The sequence below is a fragment of the Pseudoduganella flava genome, from assembly GCF_007830495.1.
GTDB lineage: Bacteria > Pseudomonadota > Gammaproteobacteria > Burkholderiales > Burkholderiaceae_D > Rugamonas > Rugamonas flava.
Genome location: NZ_VLKW01000003.1, coordinates 565,444 through 582,266, shown reverse-complemented (window position 1 = coordinate 582,266; position 16,823 = coordinate 565,444). Strand labels below are relative to the sequence as shown.

Sequence of the window (16,823 nt, the reverse complement as noted above, 5' to 3'; positions counted from 1 at the left end):
ACCAGTACAGAAAGAATACATGATGACCCGATTCCCGTTTGTCCTGTCCGCCCTGCTGTGCGCGGCCACGTTCGCGCACGCCCAGACCTCGACCGAAGCCCCGGCGCAGAACGCCGCGCAGGCGCCTGCCCCGGAAGCGCCGCCGGTGCCCGGTTCCGCCACGATCGGCCCGGCCGCGGACAAGCTGATCGTCACCGACAACAAGGTCGGCACCGGTACGGAAGCGATCACGGGCAGCACCGTGGTCGTGCACTACACGGGTTGGCTGTACCGCCCGCTGGCGAAGGGCCACAAGGGCCGCAAGTTCGACTCGTCGCGCGATCGCGGCGAGCCGCTCGACTTCCAGCTGGGCGCCGGCCGCGTCATCAAGGGCTGGGAGCAGGGCGTCGTCGGCATGAAGGTGGGCGGCAAGCGCACGTTGATCATCCCGTCCGACCTGGCCTACGGCGCGCGCGCGATGCCCGGCATTCCGGCCAACTCGGCGCTGATCTTCGACGTGGAACTGCTCGACGTGAAATAAGCGGCGGCGTTACACTGGTCTCCCATCCTTCCCCGGGAGACCTGCGATGAACGTTGCGAACGATGTCACTGCGCTGATCGGCAATACCCCGCTGGTCCGCATCAATCGGTTACATACAAGCGGCCTGGCCCAGGGCGCGCCCGCGCAGCTCCTGGCCAAGCTCGAGTTCTACAACCCGGCCCACAGCGTCAAGGACCGGATCGGCCTGTCGATGATCGCCGCTGCGGAAAGCGCGGGGCAGATCCGGCCCGACACGATCATCCTCGAACCCACCAGCGGCAACACCGGCATCGCGCTGGCGATGGTGTGCGCCGCGCGCGGCTACCGTTGCACGCTGGTGATGCCCGAATCGATGAGCCGCGAGCGGCGCATGCTGCTGCGCGCGTATGGCGCCGAGCTGGTGCTGACGCCGGCATCCGAAGGCATGCTCGGCGCGATCCGCCGCGCCGAGGAGATGGCGCAGTCCGATCCGCGCTACCTGATGCCGCAGCAGTTCAACAACCCCGCCAACCCGGAGGTCCACCGGCGCACGACGGCCGAGGAGATCTGGCGCGACACGGACGGCAAGGTGGACATCCTGGTGGCCGGCGTCGGCACCGGCGGCACGATCACGGGCGTGGGCGAAGTGATCAAGGAGCGCAAGCCGTCGTTCCAGTGCATCGCCGTGGAACCGGAAGCGTCGCCGATGCTGTCGAAAGGGACGAAAGGGCCGCACCCGATCCAAGGCATCGGCGCCGGCTTCGTGCCCGCCGTGCTGAACACCCATATCTACGACGAGGTGATCGCCGTGACGGGCGACGCGGCGTTCGACTACGCGCGCCGCGCCGCGCGCGAGGAGGGGCTGCTGGTCGGCATCTCGGCCGGCGCCGCGCTGTGGGCCGCCGTGCAGGTGGCACGGCGGCCGGAGAACGAAGGGAAGGTCATCGTGACGATCATCCCGTCGTTCGGCGAACGCTATCTGTCGACACCGCTGTTCGCCGGCCTGGCCGATCAGTGAGGGTGGGCATGGCCGTGGTCGTGGCCATGGTCATGGTCATGGCTGTGATCGTGATCGTGGCCATGATCCTGCTCCTGGGTGGACTCCTGCGTGGACTCCTTCAGGCAGCACGCATGGGCCGTCGTGCCCTGTTCAGTCTGCAGCGTGCTGTGCTGGATCGCGAATTCCTCGCGCAGGCCGCGCGCGATGTCGTCCATCGCCACGTCGCCCGGATACCCGCCGGGCATCACCAAGTGCGCCGTCAGCGCCGTTTCCGTCGTGCTCATCGACCAGATGTGCATGTCGTGCACGTCCGTCACGCCGGGGCGGCCGCGCAGAAACTGCTCCACCTTGCGTGAATCCACATTGCCCGGCACGGCGGCCAGCATCATCCGCAGCGATTCCTTCAGCAGCGACCACGTGCCCGCCACGATCATCACGACGATCGCCAGGCTGACGACGGGGTCGAGCCAGCTCCAGCCCGTGGCCATCACGACGAGGCCGGACACCAGCACGCCCAGCGAGATCGCCGCGTCCGCGGCCAGGTGCAGGTAGGCGCCGCGGATGTTCAGGTCGTCCTTGCTGCCGGCCATGAACAGCAAGGCCGACACGCCGTTGACGACGATGCCGATACCGGCCACCACCGAGACTGTCGTGCCGTGCACGGCGACGGGGTGCATCAGCTGCAGCGCCGCTTCCCACGCGATCGCGCCGCACGCGCCCATCAGCAGCATGCCGTTGAACAGCGCGGCCAGCATCGAGCTGCTGCGCAAGCCATACGTGTAGCGGCGCGACGGTTGGCGCTTGGCCAGGATCGCCGCGGCCCATGCCAGCATCAGGCCCAGCACGTCGGACAGGTTGTGGCCCGCGTCCGCCATCAGCGCCGTTGAATTGGCCAGGAAGCCGTAGACGAATTCCACGGCGACGAACACCGCGTTCAGCGTGATCGCGATCGCGAAGGCGCGCCCGTGGTTGACGGGATCGCCGTGGTGGTGATGGTGGTGGCCGGCGTGATCGTGGCCGTGCCCGTGGTGGTGATGGCCGCTCATACGTCGCCTCCGGTCGATGGTTCGGCGATGTGCTCGAGCATATCGCGCAGGACACCGCTGATGTGCGCATCGGCGGTCGAATAAAACACCTGCTTGCCCTGCCGCTCGGCCTTGACGATGCGGGCGGCGCGCAGCAGGCGCAGGTGGTGGCTCACCAGCGAACTGGACAGATCGAGCGTGGCGGCGATCTCGCTGACGGCGATGGGCGCGGCCACGCAGGCGAGCACGATGCGCAAGCGGGTCGGATCGCCCAGCAGGTGGAACAGGTCGGCAAGCTGGGCAACCGACTCTTCGTGGATCGACGGAGGCATCGTTGTCCTTGTGAGCAACGTTTGAATAGATATTCATATGTTAGTCGTATCGGAACAACGGCGCAACTCGTCTTTTCCATTTCCGCACGGCATGAATGTTATGATCCGTAATCGGAAAATTTCTTCTTGGAAACATGATCCAGCCCAGCGGTAACAACTCGATCGATGCGCTTGCCTACGCCAGCTGGAACAGCAAGCTGGGTACGGCGACGACGCTGACGTATTCGTTCCTGACGACGTCCCCGGCCAACGCCACCTCGGAGGACAAGTACGGCTTCACGCCGATGACGGCGACGCAGCAGGATGCCGTACGCACGGCGCTGGCCACGTGGTCCGCGGTGGCCAACGTGACCTTCACGCAGGTGGGGAGCGGCGGCCAGATCCAGCTGGGCGTGAATAACCAGGGCACGACGAGCGGGGCGTACGCGTATTACCCGAACCCGGGCAGCTCTTCCGCGCTGTACCTGAACAACACGAACTACAACGCCGTGTTCACGCCGGGCACCTACGGCCCGAACGTGCTGATCCATGAACTGGGGCATTCGCTGGGCTTGAAGCACCCGGGCGACTACAACGCGGGCGGCGGCGGCACGCCGGGCCCTTACCTGCCGGCGGCCACCGATAACCGCGACTACAGCATCATGTCGTATCACGACGGCGCCAGCTGGTCCATCAACGGCAAGTACTCCGTGACGCCGATGGTGTACGACATCATGGCGATGCAGTACCTGTACGGCGCGAACAAGAGCTACCACGTGGGCAACGACGTGTATGCGTTCGCCAGCGCCGCGGCGCCGCAGTGCGTGTGGGACGCGGGCGGCATCAACACCTTCGACTTCTCCGGCTGCGTGGGCCGCACGCTCATCAACCTGAACCAGGGGCAGTTCAGCGAAACGGCCAAGGGCCTGCACAACGTATCGATCGCGTACGGCGTCAGCGTGCAGCAGGCGATTGCCGGCGCGGGCGGCTCGACGATCGTCGGCAACGACCTGGGCGACACGCTCACCGGCGGCGGCGGCGTCGACGACGTCTACGGCGGCACCGGCAACGACAATATCGCCGGCGGCGCCGGTAACGATACGCTGCGCGGCGGCGCCGGCAACGACCGGCTCGACGGCGGCACCGGTACCGACTCGCTGGCCGGTGGCGCAGGCAACGACGAATACGTCGTCGACAACCTGGGCGACGTGATCGACGAGACCGTGGCCGGCAGCGGCGGCACCGATACCGTCGTCACGACGCTGGGCAGCTACACGCTGGGCGTGGCGCTCGAAGCGCTGCGCTTCACCGGCAGCGGCGCGTTCACGGGCACCGGCAATGCGCTGGCCAACGCCATCACTGGCGGTACCGGCGCCGACCTGCTCGCCGGCGGCGCGGGCGACGACACGCTGACGGGTGGCGGCGGCGCCGATACGCTCGATGGCGGCGACGGCAACGACACCGCCGTGCTCGCGCTGGACCTTGCGAGCGTCACGCGGACGCGCGTGGGCATGACCGAACTGCAGCTGACCAACACATCGACAGGCGTCACGATCGTGCTGCGCAATATCGAGACGGTCGTGCTCAACGGCGTGTCGAAGAGCTTTGCCGAAGCAACCGGTTCGCTCGGCACCGCCGGCGCTGACCTGTTGAACGGCACGGACGCCGCCGACACGCTCGAAGGCGTCGGCGGCAACGACACGCTCGTCGGCGCGGCCGGCGACGACCGCCTCGACGGCGGTGCCGGCAACGACCGCGTGGAAGGCGGCGCGGGCAACGACACGATGCTCACCGCCAGCGGCACCGACACGCTGATCGGCGGCGATGGCGACGACGTCTACGTGATCACCGCGGGCAGCGCCGTGATCACCGAGCTGGCCGATGGCGGCCATGACCGCGTCGAGACGGCGCTGGCGCGCATCACGCTGGCCGCCGAGGTGGAGGACTTGCAGTACACCGGCACGGCCGCCTTTGCCGGCACGGGCAACGCCGCGGCCAACGCGATCAGGGGGCAGGGCGGCAGCGATACGTTGTCCGGCCTGGCCGGCGACGACGTGCTGCACGGTGGCCTCGGCAACGACAGCCTGCTGGGCGGCGACGGTGCCGACAGCCTGTACGGCGACGGCGGCCGCGACACGCTCGACGGCGGCGCGGGCACCGACGTCGCCTACGTGGCGGGCACGCTGGATGCCTACCGCGTCACGCGCCCGAACGCAACGGACATCGTGCTGACGGAGAAGACGACCAGCGTCGCCATCACGTTGCGCGGCGTGGAATCGGTGGACTTCAACGGCGCCGTCGTGGCGTGGGCGGACCTCGTCAAGGGCATCGTCAGCAGCGGCAACGACGTGCTGCCCGGCACCAGCGGCAACGACACGCTGGACGGCCAGGCGGGCGACGACACGATGACGGGCCTGGCCGGTGACGATACGTATGTCGTGGCCTCGGCTGGCGACGTGGTCGTCGAAGCGGCCGATGGCGGCACGGATACCGTGCGCTTCGCAGTGGTCAACGGCACCTACACGCTGGGCGAGAACGTCGAGAACGGCATCGTCACAGGTGGCGGCGCGGCCCGGCTGACGGGCAATGCGGCCGCCAACCAGCTGACCGGCAACAGCGCCGCGAACACGCTCGACGGCCTGGACGGCAACGACAGCCTGGACGGCGGCGCCGGCAGCGACAAGCTCGATGGCGGCGCCGGTAACGACACCCTCATCGGCGGGGCAGGCGCGGACACGCTGACAGGCGGCGCTGGCGACGACACCTATGTAGTCGATGTGGCGGGCGACGTCGTCATCGAAAACGATGGCGGCGGCCACGATCGCGTACTCACGACAGCTGCCACCTACACGCTGGCGCAATACGTGGAAGACCTGGCCGGCAGCACGGCGGGCCGCGCCTACCGGCTCACGGGTAACGCCGGCGACAACGCGATCGACGGCAACAACGGCAACGACACCTTGACGGGCGGCGCCGGCAACGACACGCTGGGTGGCTTCGCCGGCAAGGACAGCCTGCTGGGCGGCGACGGCGACGACCGCCTCGAAGGCGGCAGCGGGTCCGACACGCTCGACGGCGGCGCCGGCAACGACACGGCCGTGTTCACCGCCGCGCTGGCCGACTACGTGCGCTCGCGCCCGACCGCGGACGACCTGAAGCTGGTGCACAAGACGACGGGCGACGTCGTCATCGTGCGCAATACGGAAACGCTCGTGTTCGACGGCGTGTCGTACTCGCTGGCCGAGCTGCGCAAGGGCCTCGTCAGCGTCGGCGACGACGACCTGACGGGCACCATGGGTGCCGACACGATCGATGGCCTGGCCGGCGCCGACACGATGGTGGGGCTTGCCGGTGACGATACGTACGTGATCGGCGCCGTGCAGGACGTGATCGTCGAGGCGGCTGGCGCGGGCACGGACACGGCCAGCATCACGATCGCGACGGCCCTGTACAGCTACACGCTGGCGGCCAACGTCGAGAACGCGGTGGTCAAGTCCAGCACCGCCGGCACGGTAATCGGCAATGCGCTGGCCAATGTGCTGACGGGCGGCGCGGGTGCGAACACGCTCGACGGCGCGGACGGCAACGACAGCCTCGATGGCGGCAGCGGCAACGACAGCCTGCTGGGCGGCACGGGGAACGATACGCTGGTCGGGGGCACCGGCGGCGACACGCTGGCCGGTGGCGCGGGCAACGACGTGTATGTGGTCGACAGCACGCTCGACAAGGTGATCGAAAGCGTGGACGGCGGCATCGACGTGGTGCGCACCGCCCTGTCGGCATGGACCTTGGCGGCCGACGTCGAACACCTCGACTACACGGGCAACTCGGCGTTCACTGGCACGGGCAATGACCTGGCCAACCGCATCACAGGCGGCATCGGCGCGGACCGGCTGACGGGCGGCGCAGGTGCCGACACGCTCGTGGGCGGCCTGGGCAACGACACGTTGACGGGCGGTGCGGACGCCGACACGTTCGTGCTGCGCGCCGATGCGGGCAGCGACACGGTGACGGATTTCGCGACGGGCATCGACCACCTGCTGGTCGACGTGTCGGTGCGCGCGATCGGCAACGGCGACGCGGTGCTGGACCATGCGGCGACGATCGCCGGGCCGGGCGGCTTCGGCACGGATGCGGAACTGGTGATCGTGACGACGGATGCCACCACGCTGACGACGGCCAAGGCGGCCGCGCTGATCGGCGCGGCCGACACGGCGTACACGGTGGGGCAGACGGCGCTGTTCGCGATCGATAACGGCACGACGACGGCGCTGTACCGCTTCGTCGCCGCCAATGCGGATGCGGTGGTGGCCAGCACGGAACTGGTGCAGATCGCCCAGCTGACGGGTGTGACGGCCGCCAGCGACTACGCGTTCACGGTGTAAGAACCGGCGTTACGGCTTCTGCATCTCGGCCAGCACGGCGGCGCGGGTCTTCGCGTCCAGCCGCGGCAGCGCGCGGGTCAGGCGTTCGCCGGTGGCGATCGCGTCGATCTGGCTGGCCGTCAGCGGTGCCGGCACCGGCACGGTGACCGGCGGCGCGGGACGGAACCACAGCGCCTGCCCCAGCAGCACCAGCGCAGTACTCAGCACTGCACCCAGCACGGCCGCGCCGCCGGCGATGGCGAGCGTGCGGCGGTCCGCGGGCAGTGCCGGGGGCGCCAGCGCGGCATCGGCCTGCGCGGCGGCCGGCAAGCCGCCGGCATGCCGGGCCCGCTCGGCCAGGTCGCGCGAGGCGACATCGATGCGGTCGACGTGGCGCTGGACGGCGTCGGCCAGCACCGCCTCGTTGAGCGCCACCAGCGCGAAGATCGGATCGTCGACGTCGAGCTTGATGCCGGTTTTTTCAAACACGAGATTGCGCAGCTGCTGGCGGTCCATGGCGATCCTTACCAGTTGACGCGGTCGAGCTGTTCGAACAGGTCGCGGAACACGACCTTGATGCGCTGCTTTTCCATCACGTTGAACTTGTCGCTGGCCTTCACTTCATCGATCGTCATCCGCGCCGTGTTCATTTTCTTGATGTCGGCACCGAACGTGTCGGCATTGCGCTGCGCCAGCACGACGCGGCCGCGCACCCGGCCGGCATGCTCGGCATAGGTCTGCGATTCGACGAAGGCCTTGCCGGACGCCGATTGCAGCAGGCCGAAGTGCTCGTTCTCCCACAGTACGAGGGGAACGTCGGTGGACTTGGCCGTCGACACGAAGCCCATCGCCGTATCGTGCAGCGTATCGCCGCCGCCGACGATCGTGTGGATGTACACCTTGCGGCCGGAATCGGCCAGCAGGTCGAAGCAGTGGTTCTCCAGCAGGTAGGCCAGCAAGGGGCTGAACGTGTTGGCGCCGTTGTCGATCACGCAGTTGCCGTCCTCCTCGAGGATGTCGATCATCAGCGCGTCGAAGCGCTTCGGGTCGATCGTGCGCGCCTCCGTCATCACGGGGATGTGCTGCACGTCCAGCGCCTTGTAGCGCGAGAAGGTCGTGTTTTCCTGGTCCGTGTCGTAGCAGCGCAGCGGGGCGTCGCCTTTCGCCTGCAGCCATTGCGCGAGAATGGTCGAGACGAGCGTCTTGCCGATGCCGCCCTTGCCCTGCAGGATGAAGTGAACCGTGTTTTGCATCTGTTTGCTCCCGAAATATCTTATTGTGTCGGCGGCCCCGTCAGTGGCCGCTCAGTGGACCCTTAATGGCCCCTTAGTGGCACTGCGCGCTGCCGCTGTCGCGCGGCGGTGGCACGGCGAACTCCGACCAGCCGAGCTCGACTGGCAGGAATGCCCAGTCGTAGCCGTCCTCGCGCAAGGTCAGCCGCAGCACGCCGTGGTGCGTGGCCTGGCGCGACTCGCCCGGCGGCGCCCATGGCCGGAACGGCGTCAGGATCGCCCCGCCCGTGCCGACGACGAATTGCCGCATCCCGCGCGGGTCCACGCGGCCATCGGCATCCATCGGTGCGAACCGTTCGTAGTCGTGATCGTGCCCGGCCAGCGCCAGTTCCGCGCCGGCCTCCACCAGCACCTGCCACACGTCGCGCATCTTCGTGTTGCGTGGGTGCCCGCCGGAACTATACATGGGAGCATGCCACCAGGCGAGGGTGCAGCGGGCCGGGTGACGCGCCAGGTCGTCCCGCAGCCAGGCGAGCTGCTCGGCGTGAAGGCCGCGGTCCAGGTGGCTGTTCAGCGCCACGAAGTGCCAGCCGCCGGCATCGAAGCTGTACCAGCCCCGGCCGCGCGGGCCGGCCTGCGCGCCGAAATAATCGTAATAGCCGCCGGCGCTGCCGTCGTGGTATTCGTGGTTGCCGGGCACAGGGCGGGTGCGGTCGCGGAACGCGCCCCACGTCGGCGCATAGCAATGGGTGAATTCCTCGGCGCGGCCATACGGGTAGGTGTGGTCGCCCAGGGTCAGCACCAGCGCGTCCGGCGCAGTGGCCAGCCGGGACTGGATCAACGCGGCGGTGGCCGCGGCATCGGAGTAGCGGGGGCGGCTGTAGCGGCAGTCGGCGATGTCGCCGGCCGCGAAGACCGTCAGTGGCACTGCCGGCGCTGCCGGGGCCAATGCCGGCAGCAATGACAGCAGGGTCAGTGGTAACAGCCGCGGCAGCGGAAGGCGCAAGTTCAGTTGACGAAGCGCAGCAGGCCTTGCAGCGCGTGGATGACGGTTTGTTCGCGCACCGCGTGGCGGTCGCCGGAGAAGACGAGGCGTTCGGTATGCACGGTGTCGCCATTGGCCCAGCCGAAGCAGACGGTGCCGACCGGCTTGCCCGGCACGGCGCCCGTCGGGCCGGCGATGCCCGTCGTCGACACGGCCAGGTGGGCATTGCTGTTGGCAAGTGCCCCTTGCGCCATCGCGGCGGCGACTTCCTCGCTGACGCTGCCGAACTGCGCGATCAGCGCCGCCGGCACCTCCAGCAGTTCCGTCTTCGACGCATTGGAATACGTGACGAAGCCGCAGTCGAACCAGCCGGTCGAGCCGGCGATCTCCGTGATCGCCTGCGACACGCCGCCGCCGGTGCACGATTCCGCAGTGGCCAGAAGCAATCCCTTGTCCTGCAAGGCACGGCCCACCTGGGCGGCCAGTTCGTTGATGTCCGTACTCACGTGTCGCTCCTCGAGGCAAACAATCCGGTTCCATTCTAGCGCGCGCCGCCGGCGGCTGGCCACGCACGCGGCAAAAAATTGTCGGGCTTGCCCGCTTGGGGGAGCAAGGGGCGCACCGGGAGACCAAACAAGCGCTGCGCCCGTCAACTCGACGATAGAATAGGCTGACGGATCAACCAATACGCCCGGCAGAACGTGACACATCGAGAGCTTTCCCGCAGGCAGTGGCTCGCGCAGTGGCTGACGCGGTGGCTTGGTATTGCGCTCGCCGCCGCGACGCTGCCGGCGCGGGCGGGCGACGAGCTGGAACGGCAGATCAAGGCCGCGTTCCTGTACCGCTTCGGCGGCTTCGTCGAATGGCCGGAAGGAGCGTTTGCCCGGGCCGACAGCCCGCTGGTGATCGGCGTGTTCGGCGCCGACGCGCTGGCCGAACAGCTGGAGCGCCTGGTGGCCGGGCGTACCGTCAACGGCCGTATCGTCCAGGTGCAGCGGCTGAACGCGGCGCCGGGCGCCGGCCGGGCCGCCCATATCGCGTTCATCGGCGGCGCCGGCGGCGCGGCAGCCCAGGGCCTGCTTGACGGCTGCCGTGCGCAGCCCATATTGACGGTATCGGACAACGGTCAGGTCCATGGCATGGGCAGCGTGATCAACTTCCTCGTCGTCGATGAACGGCTGCGTTTCGAGGTGTCGCTGAAGGCGGCCGCCGCGGCGCGGCTGCGCATCAGCGCGCGTTTGCTGGCGGCTGCGTACCGCGTCCAGCCGGGAGCGGCATGATGGTCAGGCTCCGTTCCCTGCGCAACAAGCTGCTCGGCGTGATCGCGCTGGTGATGCTGCCGGCCGTGCTGGTATCGATCGCCACGATCATTGTCTACGACCTGCACGTCTACGAGCAGACGATCACGGACGACATGACGACCCAGGCCGAGCTGCTCGGCCACATGAGCGCGCCGGCATTGTCGTTCGACGACGCGCGGCTGGCGCACGAGAACCTGGCGCTGCTGCGGCTGCGGCCGAAGGTCAATGCGGGCGCCATCTACGATGCGCACGGCCGGCTGTTCGCCCGCTACGCGGCGCAGCGCGACACGGCCGGCGTGCCGGCACAGCCGGGCCAGGAGGGCTTCCGCATCGAGGCCGGCAAGCTGCAGCTGTTCAAAAGGATCACCGACAACGGCGAGCTGCTGGGCACCGTCTACCTGCGCGCCGAGTACGAGGTACTCGAACGGCTGCTCGACTACATCCTGATCGGCATCGTCGCCGGCATCCTGGCGCTGATCTGCGCGTGGCTCGTCAGCCGGCGCCTGAACAGCGTGATCACGCGGCCGATCCTGTCGATCGCCGACGTCGCGCGCGACGTGATCGCCACCGGCGACGTGTCGCGCCGCGCGCCGCGGCTGGGGCAGGACGAGGTGGCCGAGCTGGCCGATTCGTTCAACAAGATGCTGGCCGAGATCGAGATCAGGAAGCGCGAGCTGGAAACGTCGAATCGCGAGATCGCCCGCGAATCGGAGCAGCGCCGCGAGGCCCAGCAGGAAGTGATGCGGCTGAACCAGGAACTGGAGCAGCGCGTGCACGAGCGCACCTTGCAGCTCGAGATGGCCAACCGCGAGCTGGCGATGGCGATGGAAGAGGCCAAGAGCGCGAACCAGGCCAAGTCGGCGTTCCTGTCGTCGATGAGTCACGAGCTGCGCACGCCGCTGAACGCGATCCTCGGCTTCGCGCAGATCCTCACGTCCGACAAGCTGCCGTCGACGCTGGCGCAGAAGAAGGAATTCGCCAACCACATCCTGAAGTCGGGCCGCCACCTGCTCACGTTGATCAACGAGATCCTCGACCTGGCCAAGATCGAATCGGGCGCCGTGGCGCTGTCGATGGAACCGGTGGGCCTGCCGGACATCCTGCAGGAATGCGAGGCGATGATGGCGCCGCTGGCGGCCCAGCGCGGCATCCGGCTGCTGTTCCCGGACCGCTGCACGATCAACGTGACGGCCGACCGCACGCGCCTGAAGCAGGTGCTGCTGAACCTCCTGTCGAACGCGATCAAGTACAACCGCGAGGGCGGCGCCGTGGTTGCCGACTGCACCCAGTCCGCCCCCGGCCTGCTGCGCATCTCCGTGCAGGACACGGGCATGGGCCTGAAGGCCGAGCAGGTGCGCATGCTGTTCCAGCCGTTCAACCGGCTGGGCCAGGAAGCGGGCGTGGAGGAGGGCACGGGCATCGGCCTCGTCGTCACCAAGCGCCTGGTGGAACTGATGGGCGGCACGATCGGCGTCTCCAGCAGCCCCGGCGTGGGCAGCATGTTCTGGGTCGAGCTGAAGACCACCGAGCCGGTGCCGCTGCCGGTGCCCGGCCCGGCCTCGCCGGCGCTGGCGGGCCTGCCGGTGCCGGAACGGGACAGCGTCACCTTGCTGTATGTCGAGGACAATCCGGCCAACCTGAAGCTGGTGCAGGAGATCATCCGCTTCCGCCCCGAGCTGCGGCTGCTGTCGGCGCCGGACGGCCAGCTGGGCCTGGAACTGGCGCGTGCGCACCGGCCCGACCTGGTCCTGCTCGATATCAACCTGCCCGGCATGAGCGGTTTCGACATGCTGCGCCAGATGCGCGCCGACCCGCGCACGGCCGCGATTCCGGCGATCGCGCTGACGGCGAACGCGATGCCGCGCGACGTGGAACGGGGAATTGCGGCAGGATTCTCCCGTTATCTGATCAAGCCGATCAATATCGACGAGTTCACGGAAGCCATCAACGCTACACTGAGCACTACAATGAGCGGTACCACCGAGCGGCAGGCCCACCCGCAGCCGGAACGCAAGCAATAGAGCGCAAGCAATAGAGCGCGAGCAATAGCCTGAAGGAGAAGTCATGATCAGCCGGGCCGACATCCTGAACGCCAGCATCCTGATCGTCGACGACCAACCCGTCAACGTGCAGCTGCTGGAGTACCTGCTGCAATCGACGGGCTACACCCACGTCAGCTCCACCACTGATCCGCGCGTCGTCGCGGCGTGGCACGAGCAATACAACTACGACATCATCATCCTCGACCTGCAGATGCCCGGCATGGACGGCTTCGCGGTGATGCAGGCGCTGCGCCCGCTCGAGCCGGAGGGCTACTTGCCGGTGCTGGTCGTGACGGCGGAGCCGGACAAGAAGCAGGCCGCGCTGGACGCCGGCGCGCGCGACTTCGTCAGCAAGCCGTTCGACCCGATCGAGGTGCTGACCCGCATCCGCAACCTGATCGAAGTGCGGCTGATGCAGCGTGAAGCGAAGTTCCACAACCTCGTTCTCGAGCGCACGGTGCGCGAACGCACGGCCGACCTGCAGCGCTTTCGCAGCGCGATGGATGCGACGGCCGATGCGATCTTCCTGATCGATCCGCGCGTGATGCAGATCGTCGACGTCAACGAAGGCGCCTGCCGCATGCTGGGCCACCCGCGCACCCAGTTGCTGGCGATGGAACCGTCCCGTATCGGCCTGGGCAGCCGCGAGCAGTTGCAGCAGCACGTCGACGCGGCACTGGCGGCCGGGTCGGACATGCGCGCCCCCGTGCTGCTGGAAGCGGAACTGCTGCGTCACGACCATGCCACCGTGCCGGTCGAGGTGTACTGGCAGCTGCAGCACCAGCCGGCCGAGCCGCGCCACCGCGATGAGCTGGATACCCCGCGCGACCCGCATCTCGACGGCCAGCGCACGCTGATCTGCGTGGCGCGCGACATCTCCGAGCGCCGCCAGGCCGAGGAACGCCTGACGCACATGGCGCACTACGACAGCCTGACGGGCCTGCCCAACCGCACGCTGTTCTACCGCACGCTGGCCGAAGCGATCGATCTGGCGCGCGACAAGGAGTGGCGCATCGTCGTGCTGTTCATCGGCCTCGATCGCTTCAAGACCGTCAACGATTCGTTGGGCGCGGCGATGGGCGACGAACTGCTGCGCGAGTTCTCGAACCGGCTGGTGCAGTGCGTGCGCATCCGCGACACGGTGGGGCGGCTGGGCGGCGATGAATTCGGCCTGATCCTGACGATGACGCGCGACCAGCAGGATGCCGTGCTGGTCGCCAACGAGGTGCGCGAGGCGCTGCGCGCGCCGTTCCAGCTGGGCGAGCAGCAGGCCCTGATGACGGCATCGATCGGCATCGCCGTCTACCCGGACGATGCGGCCGATCCAGAGACGCTCGTCAAGTACGCCAACACGGCGATGGGGCAGGCGAAGGAGGCGGGCAGCGATGCCTACCGCTTCTTCACGGCCGGCATGAACGTGCAGGTGCTGGCGCGGCTCGACCTGGAGATGGCGCTGCGCCGCGCGCTGGACCACGACGAACTGGAGCTGAACTACCAGCCGAAGGTGAACCTGCACACGGGCAGGGTCAGTGGCGCGGAGGCGCTGCTGCGCTGGAACCGGCCGGGCCACGGCACCGTGTACCCGGCCGAATTCGTCCACGTGCTGGAGGATACGGGCCTGATCGTCCGCACCGGCAACTGGATCATCGATGCCGCGTGCCGGCAGATCGCCGAATGGATGGCGTCGTCCGTGGGGCCCGTCAACGTGGCCGTCAACGTCGCGTCGCGCCAGTTCGCCGAGGGCGACCTGGAACAGGAGGTGCGTCATGCGCTGGAGCGCCACAACGTGCCGGCGGACCTGCTGGAGCTGGAGCTGACGGAGACGGCGTTGATGTCCAACGCGGAGCGCACGATCGAGGTGCTGTCGAAACTGCGCGCGCTCGGCGTGAAGGTGGCGATCGACGACTTCGGCACCGGCTATTCGTCGCTGGCCTACCTGCAGCGCTTCCCGATCGACAAGCTGAAGATCGACATCGCGTTCGTGCGCAACATCGTCACGAACCCGAACGACGCGGCGATCGCGCTGGCGATCATCAGCATGGCGCACAGCCTGAAACTGCGCGTGGTCGCGGAAGGTGTCGAGACGCGCCCGCAGCTGGAATTCCTGCGCCGCAACCGCTGCGACGAGGTGCAGGGTTTCTTCTTCTCGCGGCCGTTGTCGGCGGGCGACCTGGGCCAGCTGGTCGTCGGCGGCAAGGCGCTGCCGCCGGACCCGAACCAGGCCCCCGAACCGCCGCAGACCCTGCTGATCGTCGACGACGACGTCAACGTGCTGTCGTCGCTGCACCGGCTGTTCCGGCGCGACGGCTACCGCATCCTGACGGCCGCGTCGCCGGCCGAAGGCTTCGACCTGCTGGCATTGCACCCGGTGCAGGTGATCGTGTGCGACCAGCGCATGCCGGTGATGAGCGGCACCGAGTTCCTGTCGAAGGTGAAGGACATGTACCCGGACACGATCCGCATCATCCTGTCCGGCTATACGGGGCTGGAAGCGATGCTCGATTCGATCAACCGGGGCGCGATCTACCGCTTCTACACGAAGCCATGGGACGACATCCAGCTGCGCGACAACATCCGCCTGGCATTCCACCACTACTGGCTGATGCACGGCAGCGGCAGGCAGGCCGGCAAGCCGGGGGAGGATCACACGGCGCTGCCGGCAAGGTGACATAGGGTCAGACCCGGTGGGGCGAAGCAGGGGTTTCACGGAGCATGCTCCGCGCCTGCGCAGCGGCGCTGGCTTGCAAGCCAGCGCTCCTTCCTGACCCCAGGGTTTGCACTTGGGTTTGTTCTCGACCGTTAGCGGCCCTTCGCAGTCACACCACGAAGTGATCGAACCCCCCCAGCCGCAAGTCCAGCGGCGCACCGGCCGCGTCCACGAACCGCAAGCCCCGCTCCGCCTCGATTCGCCCCACCCGCGCCACCGGCGTGCCGCACGCGACACCCGCCGCGAGGATCGCTTCGCGCTGCGCGGCCGGCGCCGTGAAGCACAGCTCGTAATCGTCGCCGCCGGCAGCCGTGTACGCGCGGCGCAGCGCGATGTCCTGCGTCGCCAGCACTGGGCCGGCAGGCAGCGCATCGGCGTCCAGTGTGGCGCCCGCGCCAGAGCGTTCCAGGATGTGGCCCAGGTCGCCCGCGAGGCCGTCCGAGATGTCGATCGCCGCGTGGGCCAGCCCTTGCCCGGCCAGTGCCAGGCCGAGTGCGACGCGGGGCGTGGGCAGGTGCATGCGCTGCGCGGCCTGCGCCAGCGCATCCGCCGCGAGCGGGGTTTCGCCGCGCAGGCCGGCCAGTGCCAGCCGCGCATCGCCCAGCGTGCCGGAGACCCAGATGTCGTCGCCGGCGCGGGCGGCATCGCGCCGCAGCGCGCGGCTTGACGCCACCTCGCCGAAGATCGTGATGCAGATGTTCAGCGGACCCTTCGTCGTGTCGCCGCCGATCAGTTCGCAGCCATGGGCATCCGCCAGCGCGAACAGGCCGCCGGAGAATGCGCGCAGCCAGTCGGCATCGGCCACCGGCAACGCCAGCGCCAACGTGAACGCGACGGGCCGGGCGCCCATCGCGGCAAGGTCGGACAGGTTGACGGCCAGGCTCTTGTGGCCGAGCCGGCGCGGATCCTCGCCCGCAAAGAAGTGGCGGTCCTCGACGAGCATGTCGGACGAGATCGCCATGGTCATGCCCGGCGTGGGGCGCAACAGCGCGCAGTCGTCGCCGATGCCGAGCTCGGCACGGCCGGCGCCCGGGCGCACGAAGAATTGTTTGATCAGGTCGAATTCGGAAAGCATGCTGCCATTGTAGCGGCAGCTTCCGGTCCGAGCCGCCAGCCCGCGCCGTTAGTCGGAGCCGTCCCCGCCACCGCAGTCACTGCTGGCGCCGCCATATGCCGGCGTGCCGGCCGTCCGACTTCGCAGCGCCTGCCGGATGCCGAGGAACGCGAACGTGGCGACGGCAAGCGCGCCGAACACGGCCCACGCCGGGCCATAGCTCCAGGCGAACGCGACGACGATGACGGAAACGACGAGCACGGCAGGAATGCGCATGAGGACCTCCGTTGGTCTGACGGCACC

The 16,823-nt window shown here is 68.4% G+C and carries 14 protein-coding genes; 6 read left to right on the top strand and 8 right to left on the bottom strand.

Going from position 1 to position 16,823, the window contains the following annotated elements; genetic code table 11:
• Positions 1-22: 22 nt before the first annotated feature.
• Both IP92_RS10770 and cysK read left to right on the top strand, forming a co-directional pair.
• A complete protein-coding gene (locus IP92_RS10770; protein ID WP_145874882.1) occupies positions 23-520 on the top strand; it encodes an FKBP-type peptidyl-prolyl cis-trans isomerase in 498 nt (165 codons plus the stop codon).
• 46 nt (positions 521-566) lie between these two features.
• On the top strand, positions 567-1,517 hold the full coding sequence (gene cysK, locus IP92_RS10765; protein WP_145874533.1) for a cysteine synthase A: 951 nt from the start codon (positions 567-569) through the stop codon (positions 1,515-1,517).
• On the opposite strand, the gene IP92_RS10760 is transcribed toward cysK, so the two are convergent.
• Positions 1,511-2,545, bottom strand: coding sequence for a cation diffusion facilitator family transporter (locus IP92_RS10760; protein ID WP_145874532.1), 1,035 nt, complete (start codon positions 2,543-2,545; stop codon positions 1,511-1,513). The two genes, cysK and IP92_RS10760, sit on opposite strands and share 7 nt — an antisense overlap.
• Entirely contained in the window at positions 2,542-2,856 is a 315-nt protein-coding gene (locus tag IP92_RS10755; RefSeq protein WP_145874531.1) for an ArsR/SmtB family transcription factor, read from the bottom strand. The genes IP92_RS10760 and IP92_RS10755 overlap by 4 nt, the downstream gene beginning before the upstream one ends.
• Before the next feature lie 134 nt (positions 2,857-2,990).
• Between IP92_RS10755 and IP92_RS30420 the strand changes: the two genes are divergently transcribed.
• Complete coding sequence (locus IP92_RS30420; protein ID WP_145874530.1) at positions 2,991-7,220, top strand: M10 family metallopeptidase C-terminal domain-containing protein; 4,230 nt, start codon at positions 2,991-2,993, stop codon at positions 7,218-7,220.
• 9 nt (positions 7,221-7,229) lie between these two features.
• Here the strand turns inward: IP92_RS30420 and IP92_RS10745 are convergent, their stop codons facing one another.
• From IP92_RS10745 to IP92_RS29875, 4 genes are all read right to left on the bottom strand, one after another.
• Positions 7,230-7,715 (bottom strand): hypothetical protein, encoded by a 486-nt coding sequence (locus IP92_RS10745; protein ID WP_145874529.1) that lies wholly within the window; start codon positions 7,713-7,715, stop codon positions 7,230-7,232.
• Positions 7,716-7,723: 8 nt separating this feature from the next.
• Positions 7,724-8,452, bottom strand: a complete 729-nt coding sequence (locus tag IP92_RS10740; RefSeq protein ID WP_145874528.1) for a P-loop NTPase family protein — start codon at positions 8,450-8,452, stop codon at positions 7,724-7,726.
• A gap of 73 nt (positions 8,453-8,525) precedes the next feature.
• Positions 8,526-9,359: a metallophosphoesterase family protein gene (locus IP92_RS29880; protein ID WP_158206736.1), complete on the bottom strand. Its 834-nt coding sequence runs from the start codon at positions 9,357-9,359 to the stop codon at positions 8,526-8,528.
• Between the two features lie 80 nt (positions 9,360-9,439).
• Positions 9,440-9,922, bottom strand: coding sequence for a CinA family protein (locus IP92_RS29875; protein ID WP_158206735.1), 483 nt, complete (start codon positions 9,920-9,922; stop codon positions 9,440-9,442).
• Between the two features lie 195 nt (positions 9,923-10,117).
• Here IP92_RS29875 and IP92_RS10730 point away from each other — a divergent pair, with 195 nt between their 5' ends.
• The 3 genes from IP92_RS10730 to IP92_RS10720 are packed head-to-tail and all read left to right on the top strand — an operon-like array spanning position 10,118 to position 15,427.
• A complete protein-coding gene (locus tag IP92_RS10730) occupies positions 10,118-10,696 on the top strand; it encodes a TOL_0243 family YfiR-like periplasmic protein (RefSeq protein ID WP_158206734.1) in 579 nt (192 codons plus the stop codon).
• Positions 10,693-12,738 (top strand): sensor histidine kinase, YfiR-like protein-associated, encoded by a 2,046-nt coding sequence (locus tag IP92_RS10725; protein WP_229418719.1) that lies wholly within the window; start codon positions 10,693-10,695, stop codon positions 12,736-12,738. Before IP92_RS10730 ends, IP92_RS10725 begins: the two co-directional genes overlap by 4 nt.
• Positions 12,739-12,781: 43 nt before the next feature.
• A complete protein-coding gene (locus IP92_RS10720; RefSeq protein ID WP_145874525.1) occupies positions 12,782-15,427 on the top strand; it encodes an EAL domain-containing protein in 2,646 nt (881 codons plus the stop codon).
• Between the two features lie 148 nt (positions 15,428-15,575).
• On the opposite strand, the gene thiL is transcribed toward IP92_RS10720, so the two are convergent.
• Both thiL and IP92_RS10710 read right to left on the bottom strand, forming a co-directional pair.
• Positions 15,576-16,541, bottom strand: a complete 966-nt coding sequence (gene thiL, locus IP92_RS10715; RefSeq protein ID WP_145874524.1) for a thiamine-phosphate kinase — start codon at positions 16,539-16,541, stop codon at positions 15,576-15,578.
• 48 nt (positions 16,542-16,589) lie between these two features.
• Positions 16,590-16,796: a hypothetical protein gene (locus IP92_RS10710; protein ID WP_145874523.1), complete on the bottom strand. Its 207-nt coding sequence runs from the start codon at positions 16,794-16,796 to the stop codon at positions 16,590-16,592.
• Positions 16,797-16,823: the final 27 nt, after the last annotated feature.

What these genes read in the sequence shown, in the direction of transcription:
- IP92_RS10770 (WP_145874882.1), top strand. Translation starts at nt 23, where the DNA reads ATGACCCGATTCCCGTTTGTCCTGTCCGCCCTGCTGTGCGCGGCCACG.
- cysK (WP_145874533.1), top strand. Translation starts at nt 567, where the DNA reads ATGAACGTTGCGAACGATGTCACTGCGCTGATCGGCAATACCCCGCTG.
- IP92_RS10760 (WP_145874532.1), bottom strand. Translation starts at nt 2,545, where the DNA reads ATGAGCGGCCATCACCACCACGGGCACGGCCACGATCACGCCGGCCAC.
- IP92_RS10755 (WP_145874531.1), bottom strand. Translation starts at nt 2,856, where the DNA reads ATGCCTCCGTCGATCCACGAAGAGTCGGTTGCCCAGCTTGCCGACCTG.
- IP92_RS30420 (WP_145874530.1), top strand. Translation starts at nt 2,991, where the DNA reads ATGATCCAGCCCAGCGGTAACAACTCGATCGATGCGCTTGCCTACGCC.
- IP92_RS10745 (WP_145874529.1), bottom strand. Translation starts at nt 7,715, where the DNA reads ATGGACCGCCAGCAGCTGCGCAATCTCGTGTTTGAAAAAACCGGCATC.
- IP92_RS10740 (WP_145874528.1), bottom strand. Translation starts at nt 8,452, where the DNA reads ATGCAAAACACGGTTCACTTCATCCTGCAGGGCAAGGGCGGCATCGGC.
- IP92_RS10725 (WP_229418719.1), top strand. Translation starts at nt 10,693, where the DNA reads ATGATGGTCAGGCTCCGTTCCCTGCGCAACAAGCTGCTCGGCGTGATC.
- IP92_RS10720 (WP_145874525.1), top strand. Translation starts at nt 12,782, where the DNA reads ATGATCAGCCGGGCCGACATCCTGAACGCCAGCATCCTGATCGTCGAC.
- thiL (WP_145874524.1), bottom strand. Translation starts at nt 16,541, where the DNA reads ATGCTTTCCGAATTCGACCTGATCAAACAATTCTTCGTGCGCCCGGGC.
- IP92_RS10710 (WP_145874523.1), bottom strand. Translation starts at nt 16,796, where the DNA reads ATGCGCATTCCTGCCGTGCTCGTCGTTTCCGTCATCGTCGTCGCGTTC.